The organism is Azospirillum tabaci, assembly GCF_014596085.1.
Lineage (GTDB): Bacteria > Pseudomonadota > Alphaproteobacteria > Azospirillales > Azospirillaceae > Azospirillum > Azospirillum tabaci.
Genome location: NZ_JACCJY010000002.1, coordinates 88,013 through 106,575 on the forward strand (window position 1 = coordinate 88,013; position 18,563 = coordinate 106,575).

Annotated in this window: 18 protein-coding genes; 6 read left to right on the forward strand and 12 right to left on the reverse strand. The window is 67.0% G+C overall.

Going from position 1 to position 18,563, the window contains the following annotated elements; translation table 11 throughout:
• Positions 1-1,611 (forward strand): NTP transferase domain-containing protein, encoded by a 1,611-nt coding sequence (locus H0B54_RS03570; protein ID WP_188259269.1) that lies wholly within the window; start codon positions 1-3, stop codon positions 1,609-1,611.
• 3 nt (positions 1,612-1,614) lie between these two features.
• Here H0B54_RS03570 and H0B54_RS03575 read toward each other — a convergent pair whose 3' ends face one another.
• Entirely contained in the window at positions 1,615-2,328 is a 714-nt protein-coding gene (locus H0B54_RS03575; RefSeq protein WP_188259270.1) for a type 1 glutamine amidotransferase, read from the reverse strand.
• Positions 2,329-2,483: 155 nt separating this feature from the next.
• On the opposite strand from H0B54_RS03575, the gene H0B54_RS03580 reads away from it, so the two are divergent.
• Positions 2,484-4,019, forward strand: coding sequence for a bifunctional metallophosphatase/5'-nucleotidase (locus H0B54_RS03580; protein ID WP_188259271.1), 1,536 nt, complete (start codon positions 2,484-2,486; stop codon positions 4,017-4,019).
• Between the two features lie 75 nt (positions 4,020-4,094).
• On the opposite strand, the gene H0B54_RS03585 is transcribed toward H0B54_RS03580, so the two are convergent.
• Positions 4,095-4,649, reverse strand: a complete 555-nt coding sequence (locus tag H0B54_RS03585) for a phasin family protein (protein ID WP_188259272.1) — start codon at positions 4,647-4,649, stop codon at positions 4,095-4,097.
• A 366-nt stretch (positions 4,650-5,015) separates the two neighbouring features.
• On the opposite strand from H0B54_RS03585, the gene ald reads away from it, so the two are divergent.
• Positions 5,016-6,134, forward strand: coding sequence for an alanine dehydrogenase (gene ald, locus H0B54_RS03590; RefSeq protein WP_188259273.1), 1,119 nt, complete (start codon positions 5,016-5,018; stop codon positions 6,132-6,134).
• 55 nt (positions 6,135-6,189) lie between these two features.
• Here the strand turns inward: ald and H0B54_RS03595 are convergent, their stop codons facing one another.
• The 8 genes from H0B54_RS03595 to H0B54_RS03630 form a co-directional block, all read right to left on the reverse strand.
• A complete protein-coding gene (locus tag H0B54_RS03595; RefSeq protein WP_188259274.1) occupies positions 6,190-6,867 on the reverse strand; it encodes an L-2-amino-thiazoline-4-carboxylic acid hydrolase in 678 nt (225 codons plus the stop codon).
• A 39-nt stretch (positions 6,868-6,906) separates the two neighbouring features.
• The gene (locus tag H0B54_RS03600; RefSeq protein WP_188259275.1) at positions 6,907-7,890 is read right to left on the reverse strand and encodes a branched-chain amino acid ABC transporter permease; all 984 of its coding nucleotides are present in this window, start codon (positions 7,888-7,890) and stop codon (positions 6,907-6,909) included.
• A gap of 3 nt (positions 7,891-7,893) precedes the next feature.
• Positions 7,894-8,781, reverse strand: a complete 888-nt coding sequence (locus tag H0B54_RS03605) for a branched-chain amino acid ABC transporter permease (RefSeq protein WP_094302142.1) — start codon at positions 8,779-8,781, stop codon at positions 7,894-7,896.
• 94 nt (positions 8,782-8,875) lie between these two features.
• The gene (locus tag H0B54_RS03610; protein WP_188259276.1) at positions 8,876-10,090 is read right to left on the reverse strand and encodes an ABC transporter substrate-binding protein; all 1,215 of its coding nucleotides are present in this window, start codon (positions 10,088-10,090) and stop codon (positions 8,876-8,878) included.
• A gap of 44 nt (positions 10,091-10,134) precedes the next feature.
• On the reverse strand, positions 10,135-10,857 hold the full coding sequence (locus H0B54_RS03615) for an ABC transporter ATP-binding protein (protein WP_188259277.1): 723 nt from the start codon (positions 10,855-10,857) through the stop codon (positions 10,135-10,137).
• Positions 10,850-11,605: an ABC transporter ATP-binding protein gene (locus tag H0B54_RS03620; RefSeq protein ID WP_188259278.1), complete on the reverse strand. Its 756-nt coding sequence runs from the start codon at positions 11,603-11,605 to the stop codon at positions 10,850-10,852. The genes H0B54_RS03615 and H0B54_RS03620 overlap by 8 nt, the downstream gene beginning before the upstream one ends.
• Positions 11,606-11,940: 335 nt before the next feature.
• Positions 11,941-12,414 carry a MarR family winged helix-turn-helix transcriptional regulator gene (locus tag H0B54_RS03625; RefSeq protein ID WP_014240398.1) on the reverse strand — a complete coding sequence of 158 codons (474 nt, stop codon included), beginning with the start codon at positions 12,412-12,414 and terminating at the stop codon, positions 11,941-11,943.
• A gap of 390 nt (positions 12,415-12,804) precedes the next feature.
• On the reverse strand, positions 12,805-13,881 hold the full coding sequence (locus H0B54_RS03630) for an enoyl-CoA hydratase/isomerase family protein (protein WP_188259279.1): 1,077 nt from the start codon (positions 13,879-13,881) through the stop codon (positions 12,805-12,807).
• A 167-nt stretch (positions 13,882-14,048) separates the two neighbouring features.
• Between H0B54_RS03630 and H0B54_RS03635 the strand changes: the two genes are divergently transcribed.
• The 3 genes from H0B54_RS03635 to hemB all read left to right on the forward strand — a co-directional run bounded on the left by H0B54_RS03635 (position 14,049) and on the right by hemB (position 16,980).
• A complete protein-coding gene (locus tag H0B54_RS03635) occupies positions 14,049-15,029 on the forward strand; it encodes a diacylglycerol/lipid kinase family protein (protein ID WP_188259280.1) in 981 nt (326 codons plus the stop codon).
• Positions 15,030-15,054: 25 nt separating this feature from the next.
• On the forward strand, positions 15,055-15,903 hold the full coding sequence (locus tag H0B54_RS03640; RefSeq protein WP_188259281.1) for a metallophosphoesterase: 849 nt from the start codon (positions 15,055-15,057) through the stop codon (positions 15,901-15,903).
• 63 nt (positions 15,904-15,966) lie between these two features.
• Positions 15,967-16,980, forward strand: coding sequence for a porphobilinogen synthase (gene hemB / locus H0B54_RS03645; RefSeq protein WP_014240393.1), 1,014 nt, complete (start codon positions 15,967-15,969; stop codon positions 16,978-16,980).
• A gap of 49 nt (positions 16,981-17,029) precedes the next feature.
• On the opposite strand, the gene H0B54_RS03650 is transcribed toward hemB, so the two are convergent.
• Together H0B54_RS03650 and smpB are read right to left on the reverse strand one after the other, a co-directional pair.
• Positions 17,030-18,058, reverse strand: coding sequence for a methyltransferase (locus H0B54_RS03650; protein ID WP_188259282.1), 1,029 nt, complete (start codon positions 18,056-18,058; stop codon positions 17,030-17,032).
• Positions 18,059-18,068: 10 nt separating this feature from the next.
• Positions 18,069-18,545: an SsrA-binding protein SmpB gene (gene smpB, locus H0B54_RS03655; protein ID WP_038527736.1), complete on the reverse strand. Its 477-nt coding sequence runs from the start codon at positions 18,543-18,545 to the stop codon at positions 18,069-18,071.
• Positions 18,546-18,563 lie beyond the last annotated feature (18 nt).

An 18,563-nucleotide genomic window follows, 5' to 3' on the forward strand; every position in this document is an offset into this window, starting at 1 on the left:
ATGTTTTTCGGCCCGCTGCCCTTGCGGGAGCTGGAGGGCGCCATTCTGGCGCATTCGGTCCGCCGTGGCTCCGTCAGCTTCAAGAAGGGCCGCATCCTCAGCGCCGAGGACGTGACGGCGCTGCGCGACGCCGGCTTCACCACGGTGACCGCCGCCAAGCCCGGTCCTGACGATGTGGGCGAGGACGCGGCGGCGGCCCGCATCGCCGCCGCCCTGAAGGGGCAGGAGATCACCGTCGGCGCCGCCTTCACCGGCCGCGTCAACCTGTTCGCGGAGTCGCGCGGCCTGTTCATTCCGGATGCAGAACGGATCAACGCGCTGAACCTCATCGACGAAAGCGTAACGGTCGCCACCCTGCCCGCCTTCGCGCCGGTCGAGCCCGGCCAGATGGTCGCCACGGTCAAGATCATCCCCTTCGCCGCCCCCCGCGGCGCCGTCGAGGGGGCGGAGGTCGAGGCGTCCGCCGGAATGCCCGCGCTGCGCGTCGCCCCCTTCCGCCCCGTGACCGCCGCGCTGATCCAGACCCGCCTGCCCGGGGTGAAGGACAGCGTGCTCGACAAGACCGTGTCCGTGACGCGGGAGCGTCTGGAGGCGATGGGCGGGCGGCTGGTCCGCGATTCGCGCTGCTACCACGGCGAGGCGGCGCTGGCCGACGCCATCGCGGCGGCGGGGCGCGTCGACCTGCTGCTGATCGCCGGGGCCTCGGCCATCACCGACCGGCGCGACGTGCTGCCGGCGGGCATCGAGCGGGCGGGCGGCGTGATCGAGCATTTCGGTATGCCGGTCGATCCCGGCAACCTGCTGCTGCTCGCCCGCATCGGCGAAACACCGGTGCTCGGCCTGCCCGGCTGCGCGCGGTCGCCCAAGCTGAACGGGTTCGATTGGGTGCTCCAGCGCATCGCCGCGGGCATTCCGGTGACGCGGGCCGACGTCATGCGCATGGGCGTGGGCGGCCTGCTGGCCGAGATCCCCAGCCGCCCCCTGCCCCGCGCCGGCGCCGTCGCGGTCGAGCCGCCACGGGCGCCGCGCATCGCCGCGCTGGTGCTCGCCGCCGGGCGGTCGAGCCGGATGGGCGGCAGCAACAAGCTGCTCGCCGATGTCGGCGGGGAGCCGCTGGTCGTCCGCACGATCGAATCGGTGCTGGCCTCGCAGGCCAAGCCGGTGGTGGTGGTGACCGGCCACATGGCGGAGGCAGTGTCCGCCCCGCTCGCCGGGCGGCCGCTGACCATCGTCCACAACCCGTCCTTCGCCGACGGTCTCAGCGCCTCGCTGCGCGCCGGGCTGGCCGCTCTGCCGGCGGATGTGGACGGGGTGGTGGTGTGCCTCGGCGACATGCCGCGCGTCACGCCGCAGGCCATCGACCGGCTGATCGCCGCCTACAACCCGCTGGAGGGCCGGACCGTCTGCGTCCCGACCGTCCATGGCAAGCGCGGCAACCCGGTCCTGTGGGACCGCGGCTTCTTCGCGGAGATGGCGAAGCTGACCGGCGACGCCGGGGCCAAGACCCTGCTGGCCACCCACGCCGATCAGGTGGTCGAGGTGCCGGTGGAGGACGGCGGCATCCTCTACGACGTGGACACACCGGAACTGCTGGCGGAACTGCGCGGCTAACGTTCAGGCCGCCCGTTCGATCACCAGATCCAGCCAGCGGCGGGAGATCGTCCGGGCGACCGCCTCGGCGGCGGGCAGGTGCCGCTCCAGCGCGGCGTCCAGCCCGTCGAGGACGGCCCGGTTGCACTCCCGCGAGTCGACGCCGAACTTCTCCGCCCAGCCGCGGACGATGGCGGCGTCGGCCTCCGGGTGGAACTGGAAGGCGTAGAGGCTGCGGCCCAGCCGGAAGGCCTGACGCATGCAGGCGTCGCTCCACGCCAGGGGCACGGCACCCTCGGGGAACTCGAAGGTGTCGTAGTGCCACTGCACCATGTGCAGCTCCGGCGCCAACCCGCCGAGCAGCGGATCGTCCGAAGCGGCGTTGAACAGCCGGACCGCGCCCACGCCGATCTCCGCCACCGAATGGCGGTAGACGCGGGCGCCGAAGGCGCGGGCGGCCAACTGCGCGCCCAGGCAGATGCCCATCACCGGGCGCTCCTCCGCCGCGAAGGCGCGGATCAAGCTCATGGCCTGCGGAAAATGCGGTCCCTGCGCGTCGTTCCAGGCGTCCTGCGGGCCGCCGAGAACCAGCAGCCCCTGATAGCCCTCCGGCGTGGCGGGCAGCGCCTCCCCTTCGTCCGCGGCGACGGTGACCAGCGTCGCGCCGAACTCGGCCAGCGCGTCCCCGACGAGTCCGGCGGGGGCGTTTCGGTTGTTCTGAACGACCAGGATGCGCATGGAGGGACCACGTCGGTGAAAGCGGATGCCCCGTTCATGAGCGGCAGAGGCGGCGAAATCAAGCGGTGCAAGGCGGCTATGCGCCGCGCCGCGGGACGGCGTACAGTGCGAGGACGCGAAGGAAGCCTTTCAACTTCCCCAGGGAGACGAGATCGATGCTGACCCGGATTCGCACGCTGGCGGGGGCCGCCGCCCTTGCCGGCACCCTGCTTTTCCCTGCGACCCTGCTTTTCTCAGCACCTGCCGCCGCGCAGAACGGCACGGTGACCTTCCTGCACTTCAACGACATTTACGAGATTTCCCCAGTGAAGGGGCGTGGCGGCTTCGCACCCCTGATGACGGTGCTGAAGGCGGAGCGGGAGCGCAGCGCCGGGGCGGTGACAACGGTCGGCGGCGATTTCCTCTCCCCGTCCCTGCTCTCCGGAACGACGCGGGGCGCGCAGATGCCCGACTTGTTCAACGCCATGGGCGTGGACGTCGTCGGCTTCGGGAATCACGAGTTCGACTTCGGGACGGAGGTGCTGAAGGCCCGCATCGCCGAATCGAAATTCCCTTGGGTCGGCACCAACATCGCCGGGCCGGACGGCAAACCGCTTCCCGGTTCGGTCGCCACCTGGACGAAGACGGTCGGCGACATCAAGGTCGGATTCCTCGGCGTCCTGACCCCGGAAACCGCGCAGTTGTCCAGCGGCGGGGCGGAGGCGACCTTCACCAACGTGCAGGCGGCCGCAGCCCTGGCGGTGAAGGCGTTGCGCGACGAGGGAGCGAACGTCGTCGTCGCGCTGACCCACCAGACCATCGCGGAAGACCGCGATCTGACCGTCAAGGTGAAGGGCATCGACCTCCTTCTGGGCGGTCACGACCATGATCCGATCAGCTTCTACGAGGGATCGACCCTGATCCTGAAAGCGGGAGCGGACGGCCATTATCTCGGTGTCATCGATCTGGCGGTCAGCACCAAACCCACCGACAAGGGGCCGGCGACCACCGTGGTCCCCGCCGGCTGGCGCTTCGTCACCACCGCCGGGGTGGCCCCGGACGCGGAGGTCGGGGCTCTGGTCAAGCGCTACACCGACCAGCTCGACGCCACCCTGGCCGGGGTGATCGGGCGGACGGAAACCGATCTGGACAGCCGCAAGGACGTCGTCCGCTCGCAGGAGACGACGATGGGCAACCTGATCGCCGACGCGCTGCGCGACGGGCTGAAGGCCGACATCACCATCACCAACGGCGGCGGCATCCGCGCCGACACGCTGCACCCGGCGGGCAGTTCACTGACCCGCAAGGACATCTTCGCGGAGATGCCCTTCGGCAACGTCGCCGTGCTGACGCTGCTGTCCGGTGCCGACGTGCTGGCCGCGCTGGAGCATGGCGTGTCGAAGGTGGAGGACAAGGCCGGGCGCTTCCCGCAGGTGTCGGGCCTGACCTTCACCTATGACCCGAAGCTGCCGTCCGGCACCCGCGTGACCGGCGTGACGGTGGGCGGCCAGCCGCTCGACCCCGCCAAGACCTACCGCGTGGCGACCAACGACTACATGCTGAAGGGCGGCGACGGCTACACCGCGCTGACCCGCGGACGGACGGTGGTGGATGCCTCCGGCGCCGTGCTGATGGCGACGATGGTCATGGACTATGTGGAGGCCAAGAAGACCGTGGCCCCGAAGGTGGAAGGCCGCATCGTCGCCAAGTGACCTTTGCGCAAAAAAGAACGCCCCTGGACCGGGTGGTCCGGGGGCGCAAGGCCAGGATGGATCGTTGGTGAAGCGTCAGGCGCTGCGGCGAACTTGGCGCGCGGCCCCTTCGGCCCGCGCGTTCAGCCGCCGCACCGCGTCGTTCGCGGTCTTCGCCGACAGCTCCGACACCTTGACGCTGCGGTTCAGCAGAAGTTCCATCTCGTCTTTGACCATGCTGCTCTGCGCGGCGTAGAGGTCCTGGACGGACCGGCTGCGCATCATCGCGTTGATGCCTTCCGCGTTGCGGGCCATGGCCTCCTGGGCAAAGCCCATCCATTCGCGCATGATGGACTGCATGCCGTCCATCAGCACGGACCCGCACTGCGTCATGACGTCCATGTTCTCGCGGGCTTGCTGGGCGACCTCGCCCTGCGCCTCCGCGGACAGGCCCATCATGCGCTTGAGCTGATCGGAGGTCTGGTTGGCGACTTGGGTCGCCTTCCCCATAACATCGCTGGCCGTGTCGGCGCCGCGCTGGGTCGCCTCCGCGGCGGTTTCCGCCATGCGGCGGGTGGTGTCCTCGGCAACATTCCGGCCCTTGGCGGCGGTGTCGCGCGCGATGGTCTGCGCGTCCTTCTCTGAAGCCATCTGCCTTGCTCCTGGTTTCGTTCCGTCCGAATTGGACGCTCCCCCCAATTCTTCTTGTATGTCGCGGATTTTGTGCAGTGCGACACAAGCAACCATATATCATGGTGGCAAAGAGTCGTTCCACAACTCTAAAAACTAACCTTGCCTACTTTTTTGCGGATATGTGGAAATCTTCTTTCATGATTTACCGCAAAGAATTTTGTATCAAATTCCATGAACTGTTTTAATCGATCGAAAGAAATCCGCTCGATAGCGCCGCAAGAGAGATGCAGACAGGCCGAACACTCCCCAATTCTGAGGTAAGCGACGATAAGCCGGTGCGCTGCTCGTCCTGGTCCGGCACCGGCCCACCTGCGGAGAATGCCCATGCTCATCGGCGTGCCGACGGAAATCAAAAACCATGAATACCGCGTCGGGCTGACCCCGGCCTCGGTCCGTGAACTGGCTCATCACGGACACACCGTGCTGGTGCAGAGCGGTGCCGGAGCCGCGATTGGGCTGGATGACGATCAATACGAGGCCGCCGGGGCGGAGATCGCGCCAGACGCCGCGACCGTCTTCGCCCGTTCGGAAACGATCGTGAAGGTGAAGGAGCCCCAACCGCAGGAATGCGCGATGCTGCGCCCGGGGCAGATCCTGTTCACCTATCTGCACCTCGCCCCCGATCCGAAGCAGACCGGGCTTCTTCTGAACTCCGGCGCGGTCGCCATCGCCTACGAGACGGTGACGGATTCCCGCGGCGGCCTGCCGCTCCTGGCGCCGATGAGCGAGGTGGCGGGCCGCATGTCGGTTCAGGCCGGCGCCCATTGCCTGGAGAAGGCCCAGGGCGGGCGCGGCGTCCTGCTCGGCGGCGTGCCCGGCGTCCCGGCGGCCAAGGTGGTGGTGCTGGGCGGCGGCGTGGTCGGCACCAACGCCGCCCGTATGGCCATGGGGCTGGAGGCGAAGGTTGTCGTCATCGACAAATCCTTGCCCCGCCTGAAGGAGTTGGATCTGCAATTCGGTGCCAAGCTCCAGACGCTCTATTCGACGGTCGACACCATCGAGGAGCATGTGCTCGACGCCGACCTTGTCATCGGCGCGGTTCTGGTGCCGGGTGCGGAAGCGCCGAAGCTGGTGACCAAAGCGATGGTGGAGCGGATGCGGCGGGGCGCCGTGGTGGTGGACGTCGCCATCGACCAGGGTGGCTGCTTCGAAACCTCGCACCCCACCACCCACGCCGAGCCGACCTATCTGGTGGATGGGGTGGTGCATTACTGCGTCGCCAATATGCCGGGTGCGGTCGCGCGAACCTCGACCTTCGCGCTGAACAACGCCACCCTGCCCTTCACGTTGGCCCTGGCCGACCAAGGCTACCGCGCGGCCCTTGCGCGCGACCCGCATCTGCGGGCCGGACTGAACATCCACGCCGGCGCCGTCACGTGCAAGGCGGTGGCCGACGCCCAAGGGCTGGATTATCAGCCGGCGGAGGAGGCGCTGCGGCTTTGACTTCCGTTCCCGGAGGGAGGGGGCGACCGCGCTCACCCCCTCCGAATGCGGGGACTCAGGCCGACCGGAGCCGCGAGAATCGGAAATCGCAGTGGCTGGCGCCGCCGGCCAGGGTTTGCGTTCTTTCCAGATGGATGCCGCGTGTTGCGTAGGCGTCGAAATCGAGACCGCAGATGTTCGGCAGAATGTCCTTGTCGCCATGGCGGGCCGCGAATTTGCAGAAACCGCAGGCTTTGTAGTTGATGCCGAATTCAAAATCGTCCCCTGGACCCGGCTCGACGAAGTCGTAGACGAAATCCTCGGGAAACTGCTCCTGACGGCTTTTCTCCGCCTGCTCGCGCAGAAACGCCTGATTCTCCGGCGACAGGAAGTGTTGCCCCGAGGCGAGGCGTTCCGCTTCGGGCACGGCGAGCAATTGGGCCTTGTAGGTTTCCCGCTCGATATCGCCGATTACGGACAGCGACACGCCGTGTCGCCGGAGCACCCGGCTGATGGCCATGAAGCCCAGGAGACGCATGAAGAAATCGCTCATGCGACTGTCCGTGCCTCCGACATAGGGCATCTGGGTGAGCACGATGCCGAACTCGTCCATCACCTCCCGTTTGATTCCATCAATGCTGGATGGCTGAACGTGCTCGCCCAACATCGCTTCGGCAAGATCGAGGCGATGGCGCATGGCGGCCTCCATCGCGCTGCGATGATTCTCGTAAAATGGATGGACCGTCTCGACCATTCGGTGCTCCCAAATAAATAATTCCGATCCTTTCCTGGCTCACGAACGCTTGCCGCCGAAGCGCGCGGCGATCTCACCGACGATGCCGCGGCGGAACAGCAGCACGCAGGCGACGAAGATCACACCGATCACCACCGGCACCGGCAGGTTGCTCGCCGCCAGATAATTCTCCAGCGTCACCACCAGCGCCGCCCCGACCACCGGTCCGAACAGCGTCCCGATGCCGCCGAGCAGAGTCATCAGCACCACCGCGCCGGACATCTGCCACTGCACGTCGGTCAAGGTGGCAAGCTGGAAGACGATGGCCTTTGTGCCTCCGGCCAGACCGGCCAGGGTGGCGGACAGGACGAAAGCCATCAGCTTGTAATGGTCGGTGCGGTAGCCGAGCGAGATCGCGCGCGGCTCGTTCTCGCGGATCGCCTTCAGGACCTGGCCGAAGGGCGAATGCACGGTGCGCCAGATCACCACGAAGCCGAACAGGAACACCGCCAGCACGAAGTAGTACATGGACAGCGAGTTGCTCAGGTCGATCACGCCGAACAGATGTCCGCGCGGCACGGCCTGGATGCCGTCCTCGCCGCCCGTGAACTTGAGCTGGAGGGCCATGAAGAAGACCATCTGCGACAGCGCCAGCGTGATCATGGCGAAATAGATGCCCTGCCTTCGGATGGCCAGCGCACCGAAAGCCAACCCGAGCGTCGCGGAAAAGGCGGTGCCTAGCAGGATGCCGAGTTCCGGTGGCAAGCCCCAGACCTTCACCGTGTGGGCGGTGATGTAGGCGGCCCCGCCGAAGAAGGCGGCGTGACCGAAGCTCAGCAAGCCAGCGAAACCGATCAGAAGGTTGAAGGCGCAGGCGAACAGCGCAAAGCACAGCACCTTCATCACGAAGACGGGGTACAGCACGTAGGGCGCGGCGATCAGGACCAGAAGCAGCGCGGCGAAGGCCAGAAGGTCCGGCGTCGCCGGTCTTCCTGTGGCGGGGGCCGCGGTTTCGCGGCGGACGGCGTGGATCTCGGTCGCCATGGGTCACCTCTCCCGCCCGAACAGGCCGGCGGGCTTGATCAGCAGCACCACGGCCATGATGACGAAGACGACGATGTTGGACGCCTCCGGATAGAACACCTTCGTCAAGCCTTCCAACAGGCCCAATCCGTATCCGGTCAGCACCGCCCCCAGAATCGACCCCATGCCGCCGATGACCACCACGGCGAAGACGACGATGATCAGGTTGGAGCCCATCAGCGGCGACACCTGATAGATCGGCGCCGCCAGCACGCCGGCCAGTCCGGCCAGCGCCACACCGAACCCGTAGGTCGCCGTGATCATCAACGGCACATTGATGCCGAAGGCCTGGACCAGCACCGGATTCTCGGTCGCGGCGCGCAGATAAGCGCCGAGCTTCGTCCGCTCAATGGCGTACCAAGTGGCGAGACAGACGACCAGCGAGGCGACGACGACCCAGCCGCGGTAGTTGGGCAGGAACATGAAGCCCAGATTCTGGCCGCCGCGCAGCAGGTCGGGAATGGGATAAGGCTGGCCCGACACGCCGTAGAAATGCCGGAAGACCCCCTCCACGATCAGCGCAAGGCCGAAAGTCAGCAGCAGCCCGTAAAGATGGTCCAGCTTGTAGAGCCGGCTGAGCAGCGTCTTCTCCAGCAGCACGCCGAAGGCGCCGACGACCAGCGGCGCCAGCAGCAGCGCCCACCAGTAGCCGATCCCCGCCATGGTCAACAGCAGCCACGCCACGAAGGCCCCCAGCATGTAGAGCGCGCCGTGGGCGAAGTTGATGACGTTCAGCATGCCGAAGATGACCGCCAGCCCGAGGCTGAGCAGCGCGTAAAAGGACCCGTTGATCAGCCCCAGCAGAAGCTGCCCGAACAGCGCCTGGGGCGGGATGCCGAAGATGGTGGACATGGTGATTCGCCTCCGGCCGTTCCACGCGGCGGGTGATCGCCCCGGCTCCCGTCCCCGCACGCGGCGGCGGACGGAACGCCGGGGCGGGCGGGGATCAGCCCGGCAGCTTGCAGCCGCTTTCCGCCAGGGTGGCGAAGGCCTCGTCGCCGGGGATGGTGCGGATGATCTCGTAATAGTCCCAGGGTCCCTTGGACTCGCTGGGCTTCTTCACGCGGGCCAGATACATGTCGTGGACCATGCGCCCGTTCGGCAGGATCTTGCCGTTCTTGGCGAACATGTCGTTGACCGACATCTCCTTCATCTTGGCGGAGACGGTCGCCCCATCGTCGGTCCCCGCCGCCTCGATGGCCTTCAGGTAGTGCTTCACCGAGGAGTAGCTGCCCGCCTGCACCATCGTCGGCATCTTGCCGGTCTTCGCCTTGTACTTCTCCGACCAGGCGCGCTTCTCGTCGTCCATGTCCCAATAGAAGCCGGTGGTCAGGACGAGGTCCTGGGCAACCTGGAGCCCCAGCGCGTGCACGTCCGACAGGAAGATCAGCAGCCCGGCCAGCTTCTGCTGCCCGCTCTGCGTCAGGCCGAACTCCGACGCCTGCTTGATCGAGGTGATGGTGTCGCCACCGGCGTTGGCGAGGCCGATCACCTGCGCGCCCGACGACTGCGCCTGCAGCAGGAAGGAGGAGAAGTCCGCCGTGTTCAGCGGCGCGCGGACCGCCCCCACGACCGCGCCGCCGGCCTTCTTCACCTGCGCCGCCGTGTCGGTTTCGAGCTGGTGGCCGAAGGCGTAGTCGGCGGTCAGGAAGAACCAGCTCTTGCCGCCTTCCTTCACAATGGCCTGGCCGGTGCCGACGGCCAGCGCGCGGGTGTCGTAGGCCCAGTGGAAGCCGGTGGGAGAGCAGGCGTCACCGGTCAGCCGTGAGGTCGCCGGCCCCTGCATCAGAAAGATCTTCTTCTTCTCGCGCGTCACCTCCTGCACCGCCAGAGCGACGCCGGAGTTCGGCACGTCCACGATGACGTCCACCCCGTCGCGGTCGATCCACTCGCGGGAGAGGTTGGAGCCGATGTCCGGCTTGTTCTGGTGGTCCGCCGCGACGACCTCGATGGACTTGCCCAGAATCTTCCCGCCCACCTCCTCGACCGCCATGCGGACGGCGACCACCGAGCCTTCGCCGCCGAGGTCGGCGTAGAGGCCGGAGCGATCGTTGAGGACGCCGATCTTCACGACGTCGCCCGAGACCTTGCCCTGCTGGGCCTGCGCGGAACCGACGGCCAGCGCGGCAAGCGCCGCTCCAGCAAGCAGACGTGCAATCATTCCCATTCCTCCCGGTTCGAATTCGAGCGTTTCTGCTTGTTGATTCAGACACCCAGATAGGTGTGCAGCTTCTCCATGTTGGCGGCGAGCTGGTTGTTCGGGATCATGTCCACCACGTGACCTTCCTCCATCATGTAATGGCGGTCGGCGATGGTGGCGGCGAAGCGGAAGTTCTGCTCCACCAGCAGGATGGTGAAGCCGCGCTGCTTCAGCTTGCGAACGGCCACCCCGATCTGTTCGATGATCACCGGCGCCAACCCTTCCGTCGGCTCGTCAAGAAGGATCATCGACGCACCGGTGCGCAGGATGCGCGCAATGGCCAGCATCTGCTGCTCGCCCCCCGACAGGCGCGTGCCCTGGGTCGAGCCCCGGCCCTGGAGGTTGGGGAACAGCTCGTAAATCTGCTGGACCGTCATGCCGCCCTCCTTGACGACGGGCGGCAGGGTCAGGTTTTCGTCGACGTTGAGCGAGGCGAAAATCCCGCGCTCCTCCGGCACGTAGCCGATGCCGAGGCGCGGGATGTTGTGCTGCGCCATGCCGATCAGTTCCCGCCCCTGGAAGCGGATGGAACCGGTGCGCTTGCCGACGATGCCCATGATCGAGCGCATGGTGGTCGTTTTGCCGGCGCCGTTGCGGCCCAGCAGCGTCACCACCTCGCCCTGGCGGACCTCCAGGTTCACGCCGTGCAGGACGTGGCTTTCGCCGTAGAAGGCCTGAAGATCGGAGACCTCCAGCATCGCGGTCTTCACCGTTGCGCCATCAGGCATGACCGCTCCCCATGTAGGCTTCCCGGACCTTCGGATGGCGCGACACCTCGGCGTAAGCGCCTTCGGCCAGGACCTCCCCGCGGGCCAGGACGGTGATCCAGTCCGACAGGTTGGAGACCACGGACAGGTTGTGCTCCACCATCAGGATCGTGCGGTTGGCCGAGACGCGCTTGATCAGCGCGGCGATGCGGTCGATGTCCTCGTGTCCCATGCCGGCCATCGGCTCGTCCAACAGCAGCATTTCCGGCTCCAGGGCCAACGTCGTGGCGATCTCCAGCGCGCGCTTGCGGCCATAGGGAAGTTCCGCCGCCGGACGCTGGGCGTAGCCGGCCAGCCCGACATCCTCCAGCAACTCCATCGCGCGCCCGTTCAGCCTGTCGAGCACCGATTCCGATTTCCAGAACTGGAAGGAGTTGCCGAGCGGCCGTTGCAGGCCGACCCGCACATTCTCCAGAACCGACAGATGCGGGAACACCGCCGAGATCTGGAAGGAGCGGATGATTCCCAGGCGCGCCACATCCGCCGGCTTCACCGCGGTGATGTCGCGCCCGTTGAACAGGATGTGCCCGTTGCTGGGCTGAAGAAACTTGGTGAGCAGATTGAAAACGGTCGTTTTTCCGGCCCCGTTGGGACCGATCAGCGCGTGGATGGACCCCCGTTTGACCCGCAGGCTGACGTCGCGGACAGCGACGAAGCCCCGGAATTCCTTGGTCAGCCCGCGCGTCTCCAGAATGACGTCACTTGCCATATCCTCCCCATTCCCTGTTTTTCAGCGGCGCTTGCGCGAGACCGCCCGTTGTTTGGTTCAGGCTATCAGCAATCGGTCACACGTACAGCTTACGGAAAGAACTTAATCCCGTCCATCCGGAAGCAGCGATGGCATGACAAAGCGTGGCCGGACGGCGAGTCCGGCAGCAAAAAGGGGGCTGTGGGAGGCCGGAACGCGGGCATGAAAAAAGCGGCCACGCAGGGCCGCACACCGACTCGCGGCACGCCCCCGGTTCAAAGGCCGGGAGGCGTGCCTTTCTCTTTCGACGCAGGAGCCGGAAACCGCGGTACCGATACGACTCAGGCGGCCGCGGATCAGGCGGCCGAGGTCAGCGGAAAGCCGCTGTAGTCGAGCGACGCGGACCAGAAGCGTTCGAGCTTGCGCAGGGTCTCGTTCGCCTTGACCAGCTCCTCGTCGCTGAAGCCGGCCTTCTCCAGCGCCGTCAGGTGGCGCTCGAACATGCGGCTGATCTTCTCGCGGAGATCGAGGCCCTTCTCCGACAGGCGGACGCGCACCGACCGGCGGTCGTGCGGCGAGCGCTCCTGCCCGAGATAGCCGTTCTCGACCATCTTCTTCACGTTGTAGGACACGTTGGAGCCGAGATAATAGCCGCGCGCCGTCAACTCGCCGACGGTCATCTCGTCCTCGCCGATGTTGTAGAGGATCAGGCTCTGGACGTTGTTGATGTCCTGGATACCGAGCCGGTCAAGCTCGGTCTTCAGCACCTCGAGAAAGTGGCGGTGAAGCCGTTCGATCAAGAGGATGCTTTCATAATAGGGTTTGCGCACCGCGGTCTCCTTTGGCTCGTACCGGACATGGGCCGACCTGTGGCCTTTCCGGGGTCCTTAAGGGGAGATTAACCGATCATTGTCCGGCAATCACCTCAATAATGCCCCAAAAGCACAGCCCGGGTTGTAGAACAGCCTGGCCCTGCGGAATACCCCCGTCCTGCCGTGCCAAGCCCCGTCGCGCGCCAGGAGATGCCAGGAACCCAGGCATCCCGGCGGCTTGCCGCCCGGCGAACCGGGCGGCAAGCCGACCCATCCCATCCAACCTTCCGCAACAACGGTCAGGTTTGAGACAAGTCCCGCAAGGATTTCCCGATACTAACGCAGAAACGCGCGGAATGTGCCCGCATCCTTGCACGTCCTGAGTGCAATAAAGGAGAGCAGGCCTCTTCAATCGGTAAAGTGCAAATCCCCGCCATTGGGTTCGGCGAAGTAGCTGTGCACCTCTTCGGCTTTCACCTCGGCCAAAGTGGCGGGTGACCAGCGCGGGTTTCGGTCCTTGTCCACCAGCGCAGCGCGGATGCCTTCGTAGACATCGTGGCGGGCGAGGAAGGCGAGGCTGAGGCGAAGCTCCTGGATCATGCAGCCGTCGAAGTCCAGTTTGGCCCCGCGGCGCAGCGCCTCCAGCGTCACCTTGAGACTGGTCGGCGACACCCGATTCAGCGTGGCGAGCTGGCCGGCGGCCCACTCCGTGCCCTCCGCCTCCAGTGCGGCGACGATGGCCTCCACACCATCATGGGCGTAGCAGCGGTCGATGGCCTCGCGGTTGGCGGCGACCGGCGGTTCGCCCGCTTCCTCGCGGTGACGCGCGACCGCCTCGTCGGCCGGCACGCCGTCGGCCAGTTCGGCGATCAGCGATTCCAGCTTGCCACTGGGCACGAAGGCGTCGGCGGCACCGACCTCGATCATGTCCGCCGCCTTCAACCGGTCGCCCGTCAGGCCCAGCCAGATTCCGATCTGTCCGGGCAGACGCGGCAGGAAGTAGGTGCCGCCGACGTCCGGGTAGAGGCCGATGCCCGTCTCCGGCATGGCGAACATCGTCCGCTCCGTCACGATTCGATGGGAGCCGTGCACCGACAGGCCGACGCCGCCGCCCATGCTGATGCCGTCGATCAGCGCCACGTAGGGCTTCGGGCAATTGTGGATCAGGCGGTTGAGGATATACTCCTCGCTGAAGAAGGCGCGGATGGGCGCACCATCGCCCTGCCCCGCCTTGGCGGCCTTGCCCGTCTCGTACAGGTTCACCACGTCGCCGCCGGCGCAGAAGGCCTTCTCCCCGGCGCCCTGTACGACGATGGCCTTGATCGCCGGATCGGCCGACCAGGCGCGCAGCTGCGGGTCGAACAGACGGATCATGCCCAGCGTCAGGGCGTTCAGCGCCTTCGGGCGGTTCAGCGTCACCAGCCCGATGGAGCCGCGGCGTTCGAACAGGATCTCGGCGAACTGGGTCTCGGCAGGGTCGCTCATGGTTCCGGTCGTTTCCATTTGTTCGTTTGTGGGGCGAATTTGTTGGTTTCGGGCGATGATACGGGCGGCGGGCGGCGTGTCAAACCGCGGTTTCGCAGCGCAGCGTCGCGGAACACGGCCCCAGCCTCAGCCGTTGCCGCACCCACAGTCATGAGCGGGACAGTTCCATGATGGCAGCCTCAGCAGCGCAAGCGTCACGTCAGGAGGGACCGGGCCGCAAGACGGCCATCATCCTCAACCGGTCCGCGGGAACGCTGGCCGGACAGCCGATCGACGATACGGTGGCGGCGATCCGCAGCGCCTTCGAGCGGCACGGGGCGGAGGTGTCGCTGACCGCCGTGGAGCCGGCCGACTGCTCCTCGGAAATCCGCAAGGCCATCGACTCCGACGCGGAGCTGGTCATCGTGGGCGGCGGCGACGGGACCATCCACACCGCGGTCAACATGATCCTGCCCACCGGCAAGATCCTGGGCATCCTGCCGCTCGGCACCATGAACCTGCTGGCGCGCGACCTGAAGACGCCGCTGGACCTCGACGAGGCGTACGAGGCCCTGGCCGCCGGCGAGGTGAGCAGCATCGACGTGACGGAGGTGAACGGCGAGATCTACCTGAACAGCTCGGTCCTCGGTTTCTACCCCCAGGTGGTGCAGGAGCGCGAGGAGAAGCGCAAGCGGCACCGCCTGCTGAAATGGCCGGCGATGGCGCTCGCCATGGTTCGCACCTTCCGCCGCCTACCCCTGCTCGATGTGCGGATCGATTGGGGCGACGGGCCGCGCCGCGTGCGCACCCCGATCCTGGTGGTCTCCAACAACCCGTTCGACGCCGAGGCGGGCAGCATGCTCCTGCGCCGCAACAGGCTCGATTCCGGCAAGCTCGGCGTCTATGTGGCGCGACAGCGCGACCCTTGGGGGCTGTTGCGGCTGATGGGGCGCACCGTGCTCGGAACTTGGCAGCAGGATGAGGAGTTGGAAACGCTGACGGCCACGCAACTGACGGTGCACAGCCGACGGCGGCGGCTGAAGATGGTCAACGACGGCGAAATCCTGCAGATGGAGCCGCCACTGAACTACCGCATCCGTCACAAGGCGCTGAAAGTCCTGCTGCCCAAGGTGACTTCCAAGGGGGATGAAACGGCGGACGGCGCATGACCGTAGAGATCGTCAGGGAGGAGTCGTGAAGAAGCTCGCGCACATCTCGGACCTGCATTTCGGGCGGATCGACCCGCTGGTGGTCGACGGCCTGCTGGCCGACCTGACGGCGGCACGGCCCGACCTGATCGTCATCTCGGGCGATCTGGTCCAGCGCGCCAAGGCCCGTCATTTCCTGGAGGCGCGGGCCTTTCTGGAGAAGCTGCCCTTCCCCTATCTGGTCGTGCCGGGCAACCACGACATCCCGGTCTACAACGTGGTGCGCCGCTTCCTCGATCCGTTCGGCAACTACAAGCGCTACATCACCACCGACCTCAGCCCCTTCCACATCGATTCGGAAATCGCTGTTCTGGGGATCAACACGGCGCGCTCGGTCATCACGGATTTTTCCGAAGGGCGCATGAACAAGGCGCAGATCAAGCGCGTGCGCGAGGTCTTCTGCGAGGTGCCGGACACCGTCTTCAAGGTGCTGTTCACCCATCACCCTTTCCTGCCGCCGCCCGACGCGCCGAAGACGAAGCTGGTCGGGCGGCACAAGCTGGCCCTGCCGGCGCTGGAAAGCTGCGGAGTGGATCTTCTGTTGGCCGGGCATCTGCACCGCGCCTATTCCGGCGATATCATGACCCACCACACCCAGGTGGCCCGCTCCATCCTGGTTGCCCAGGCGTCCACCGCGACCTCCACCCGCCTGCGCAACGAGGCCAACGCCTACAACCTCATCGCCGTCGAGCCGCCGCGCGTCACCTTCGAGGTGCGGTCCTGGGAGGGGGCGGCCTTCACCGGCGGGCTCGTCTCGCAATGGCGCAAGGACGGGCACCGCTGGGTCATGGAGATGCAGGACTCGGGATTCAGACCTGTGAGCGGTGCGGCTTGAGTCGCGGCGGCCATGCGGCGTAGGATCGCGCCGCAAGTTTTAAGAGCACATCAGGTCCCCCGCATGTCCGCTTCGCATTTCCGGTCCCCGGCGTCCTTCCCGCGCACCCGGCTGCGCCGCAACCGCGCCGACGCCTGGACCCGCCGCCTCGTCGCCGAAAACCGCCTGACCGTGGACGACCTGATCTGGCCGGTCTTCGTCATCGAGGGGCAGAACCAGCGGGTGCCCGTGGCCTCCATGCCCGGCGTGGAGCGGCTGACCATCGACCTGCTGACCGAGGCGGTGGCCGCGGCCGGCGACCTCGGCATCCCCTGCGTCGCCCTGTTCCCGGTCGTCGGCGCCGAAGGCAAGTCGGAGGACGCGGCGGAGGCCTACCGCCCCGACAACCTGATGAACCGCGCCATCCGCGCGCTGAAGGCCGCGGTGCCGCATGTCGGCATCCTGGGCGACGTCGCGCTCGACCCCTACACCACCCACGGCCACGACGGCCTTATGCGCGACGGCTACATCCAGAACGACGAGACGGTTGAGGTGCTGGCCCGGCAGGCGCTGTCGCAGGCCGACGCCGGCGTGGACATCGTCGCTCCGTCGGACATGATGGACGGCCGCATCGGCCTGATCCGCGACCGTCTGGACAGCCATGGCCACGAGTTGGTGCGGCTGTGCTCCTACGCCGCCAAATACGCTTCGGCCTTCTACGGCCCCTTCCGCGACGCGGTGAATTCCGGCGGCTTCCTGAAGGGCGACAAGAAGACCTACCAGATGAACCCCGCCAACACCGACGAGGCCCTGCACGAGGTCGCCCTCGACCTGCAGGAAGGGGCGGACATGGTGATGGTGAAGCCGGGCCTGCCCTATCTTGACGTCATCCGCCGGGTGAAGGACACCTTCGCCGTTCCGACCTTCGCCTATCACGTCTCCGGCGAATACGCGATGCTGCGCGCCGCCGCGCAGAACGGCTGGCTGGATTACGACAAGGCGCTGCTGGAGACCCTGACCGGCTTCAAGCGCGCCGGCTGCGACGCGATTTTGACTTATGGCGCCGTGGACGCGGCGCGGCGGCTGCAGGAGGGTTGATCCTTCCGCGCGGAGCCGCGCCGCAGCGCGGCCTCCGCTCGCTCTTTCGTTACTTCGGCGTGCCCTTCCACACCTGGAACTGCGGCGTTTCCAGCAGCAGGTCGGCATGGCCGAAAGCCGTCTTGAACAGCTTGCCCACCCCCGCCGTCCGCTGGGTCACCGCGACCAACGAGCCGCGCAGCTTCAGATACTGCTTGGTGCCGGCGACCAGAGCCTCCAGCATCCCGAAATCCTCGTCCTTGCCGCGGTGGAGCGGCGGGTTCGAGACGATCAGCCCGAAGCGTTCCCGCGCGCCGAGACCGGACAGCCCGTCGCTCAGCACGCATTCCGCGTCCGGCACGTTCTGGCGGGCGGCGTGCAGAGCGACCGCGTCGATGTCCAGCAGGGTCAGCCGGGCATCCGGCGTGCGCTCCCGCACGGCCCGCGCGATCACACCGGCGCCGCAGCCGAAATCAAGAACGGCGGTGCCCTCCGCGACTTCCGGCAGGACCTGGAGCAGGCATTCCGTGCCGGTGTCGAGCCGGCCATGGGCGAACAGGCCGGGGTAGGACACCAGATCGAGCGCCCCGTCACGCCCCGGCAGCGGCAGGACGACGGTCTCCCGCCAATCCTCCAGATTGCCCTTGGCCGGATCGCTGGTCCGGCGGGTTTCCAGCAGGCGGGCGCGGCGCTTGATGGTCAGCGTCTCCACGCCTTCCGCCAGCCCGTCGAAGCGCTTCGGCGCGGAGGTGATGCCCTCGTCGTTGCTGCCGGCGATCCACAGCGGCGCCCCCGCCGGCAGGCGGGCGGCCAGGGCGTGCAGCGCCATCTCGAAGGCGGCCCAGCCGCGCGGCAGGCGCAGGACCGCGCCGTCGAAGGCGCCGTCCGCCGGCCAGGGCGTGGCCGGCTTGCCGTCCAGCCCCAGGCGGTGCCAGGAGACGACCTCCGCCCCGCCGTCGGCCAGGGCCTCTTCCATGGCGCCGTCGGTGTCGCCGGCCACCAGGATGCGGCCCTGCGGGCGGCGTTCGGCCAGGGCCTCCGCGGCGACGCCGGCCACGGTGGAATCGCGGTCGGTCGCGCGGTTGGACAATCGGCTCACGGGTTTTCCTTTAACCTCTGTCGCGCATCAGGCGCGCCTTGTCGCGCTGCCACGTCCGTTCCTTCTCAGACTCGCGCTTGTCGTGCTTCTTCTTGCCGGCGGCCAAGCCCACCTCGACCTTGGCGATGCCGCGGTCGTTGAAATAGACGGACATCGGGATCAGCGTGATCCCCTTCTGCTTGATGGCGCCCATGAGCTTGCTCAGCTCGCGGCGGTGCACCAGCAGCTTGCGCGGCCGCTTGGTCTCGTGCTGAAGCCAGCGTCCCGCCTGCCCGTACTCCGGGATGTAGGCGTTGAACAGGTACAGCTCCCCGTTCTTGAGGCCGGCGTACGCCTCGTTGATGCTGGCACGGCCGCCGCGCAACGACTTCACCTCGGTGCCGGTCAGGATCAGACCGGCCTCCATGGTGTCTTCGATGAAATAGTCGAAGCGTGCGCGGCGGTTCTGTGCCGCGATGCGCCTTGGTTCGGGCTCGCGGGCGGCCACGGATCCTCCTTCCCTGGG

What these genes read in the sequence shown, in the direction of transcription:
- H0B54_RS03570 (WP_188259269.1), top strand. Translation starts at nt 1, where the DNA reads ATGTTTTTCGGCCCGCTGCCCTTGCGGGAGCTGGAGGGCGCCATTCTG.
- H0B54_RS03575 (WP_188259270.1), bottom strand. Translation starts at nt 2,328, where the DNA reads ATGCGCATCCTGGTCGTTCAGAACAACCGAAACGCCCCCGCCGGACTC.
- H0B54_RS03580 (WP_188259271.1), top strand. Translation starts at nt 2,484, where the DNA reads ATGCTGACCCGGATTCGCACGCTGGCGGGGGCCGCCGCCCTTGCCGGC.
- H0B54_RS03585 (WP_188259272.1), bottom strand. Translation starts at nt 4,649, where the DNA reads ATGGCTTCAGAGAAGGACGCGCAGACCATCGCGCGCGACACCGCCGCC.
- ald (WP_188259273.1), top strand. Translation starts at nt 5,016, where the DNA reads ATGCTCATCGGCGTGCCGACGGAAATCAAAAACCATGAATACCGCGTC.
- H0B54_RS03595 (WP_188259274.1), bottom strand. Translation starts at nt 6,867, where the DNA reads ATGGTCGAGACGGTCCATCCATTTTACGAGAATCATCGCAGCGCGATG.
- H0B54_RS03600 (WP_188259275.1), bottom strand. Translation starts at nt 7,890, where the DNA reads ATGGCGACCGAGATCCACGCCGTCCGCCGCGAAACCGCGGCCCCCGCC.
- H0B54_RS03605 (WP_094302142.1), bottom strand. Translation starts at nt 8,781, where the DNA reads ATGTCCACCATCTTCGGCATCCCGCCCCAGGCGCTGTTCGGGCAGCTT.
- H0B54_RS03610 (WP_188259276.1), bottom strand. Translation starts at nt 10,090, where the DNA reads ATGATTGCACGTCTGCTTGCTGGAGCGGCGCTTGCCGCGCTGGCCGTC.
- H0B54_RS03615 (WP_188259277.1), bottom strand. Translation starts at nt 10,857, where the DNA reads ATGCCTGATGGCGCAACGGTGAAGACCGCGATGCTGGAGGTCTCCGAT.
- H0B54_RS03620 (WP_188259278.1), bottom strand. Translation starts at nt 11,605, where the DNA reads ATGGCAAGTGACGTCATTCTGGAGACGCGCGGGCTGACCAAGGAATTC.
- H0B54_RS03630 (WP_188259279.1), bottom strand. Translation starts at nt 13,881, where the DNA reads ATGAGCGACCCTGCCGAGACCCAGTTCGCCGAGATCCTGTTCGAACGC.
- H0B54_RS03635 (WP_188259280.1), top strand. Translation starts at nt 14,049, where the DNA reads ATGATGGCAGCCTCAGCAGCGCAAGCGTCACGTCAGGAGGGACCGGGC.
- hemB (WP_014240393.1), top strand. Translation starts at nt 15,967, where the DNA reads ATGTCCGCTTCGCATTTCCGGTCCCCGGCGTCCTTCCCGCGCACCCGG.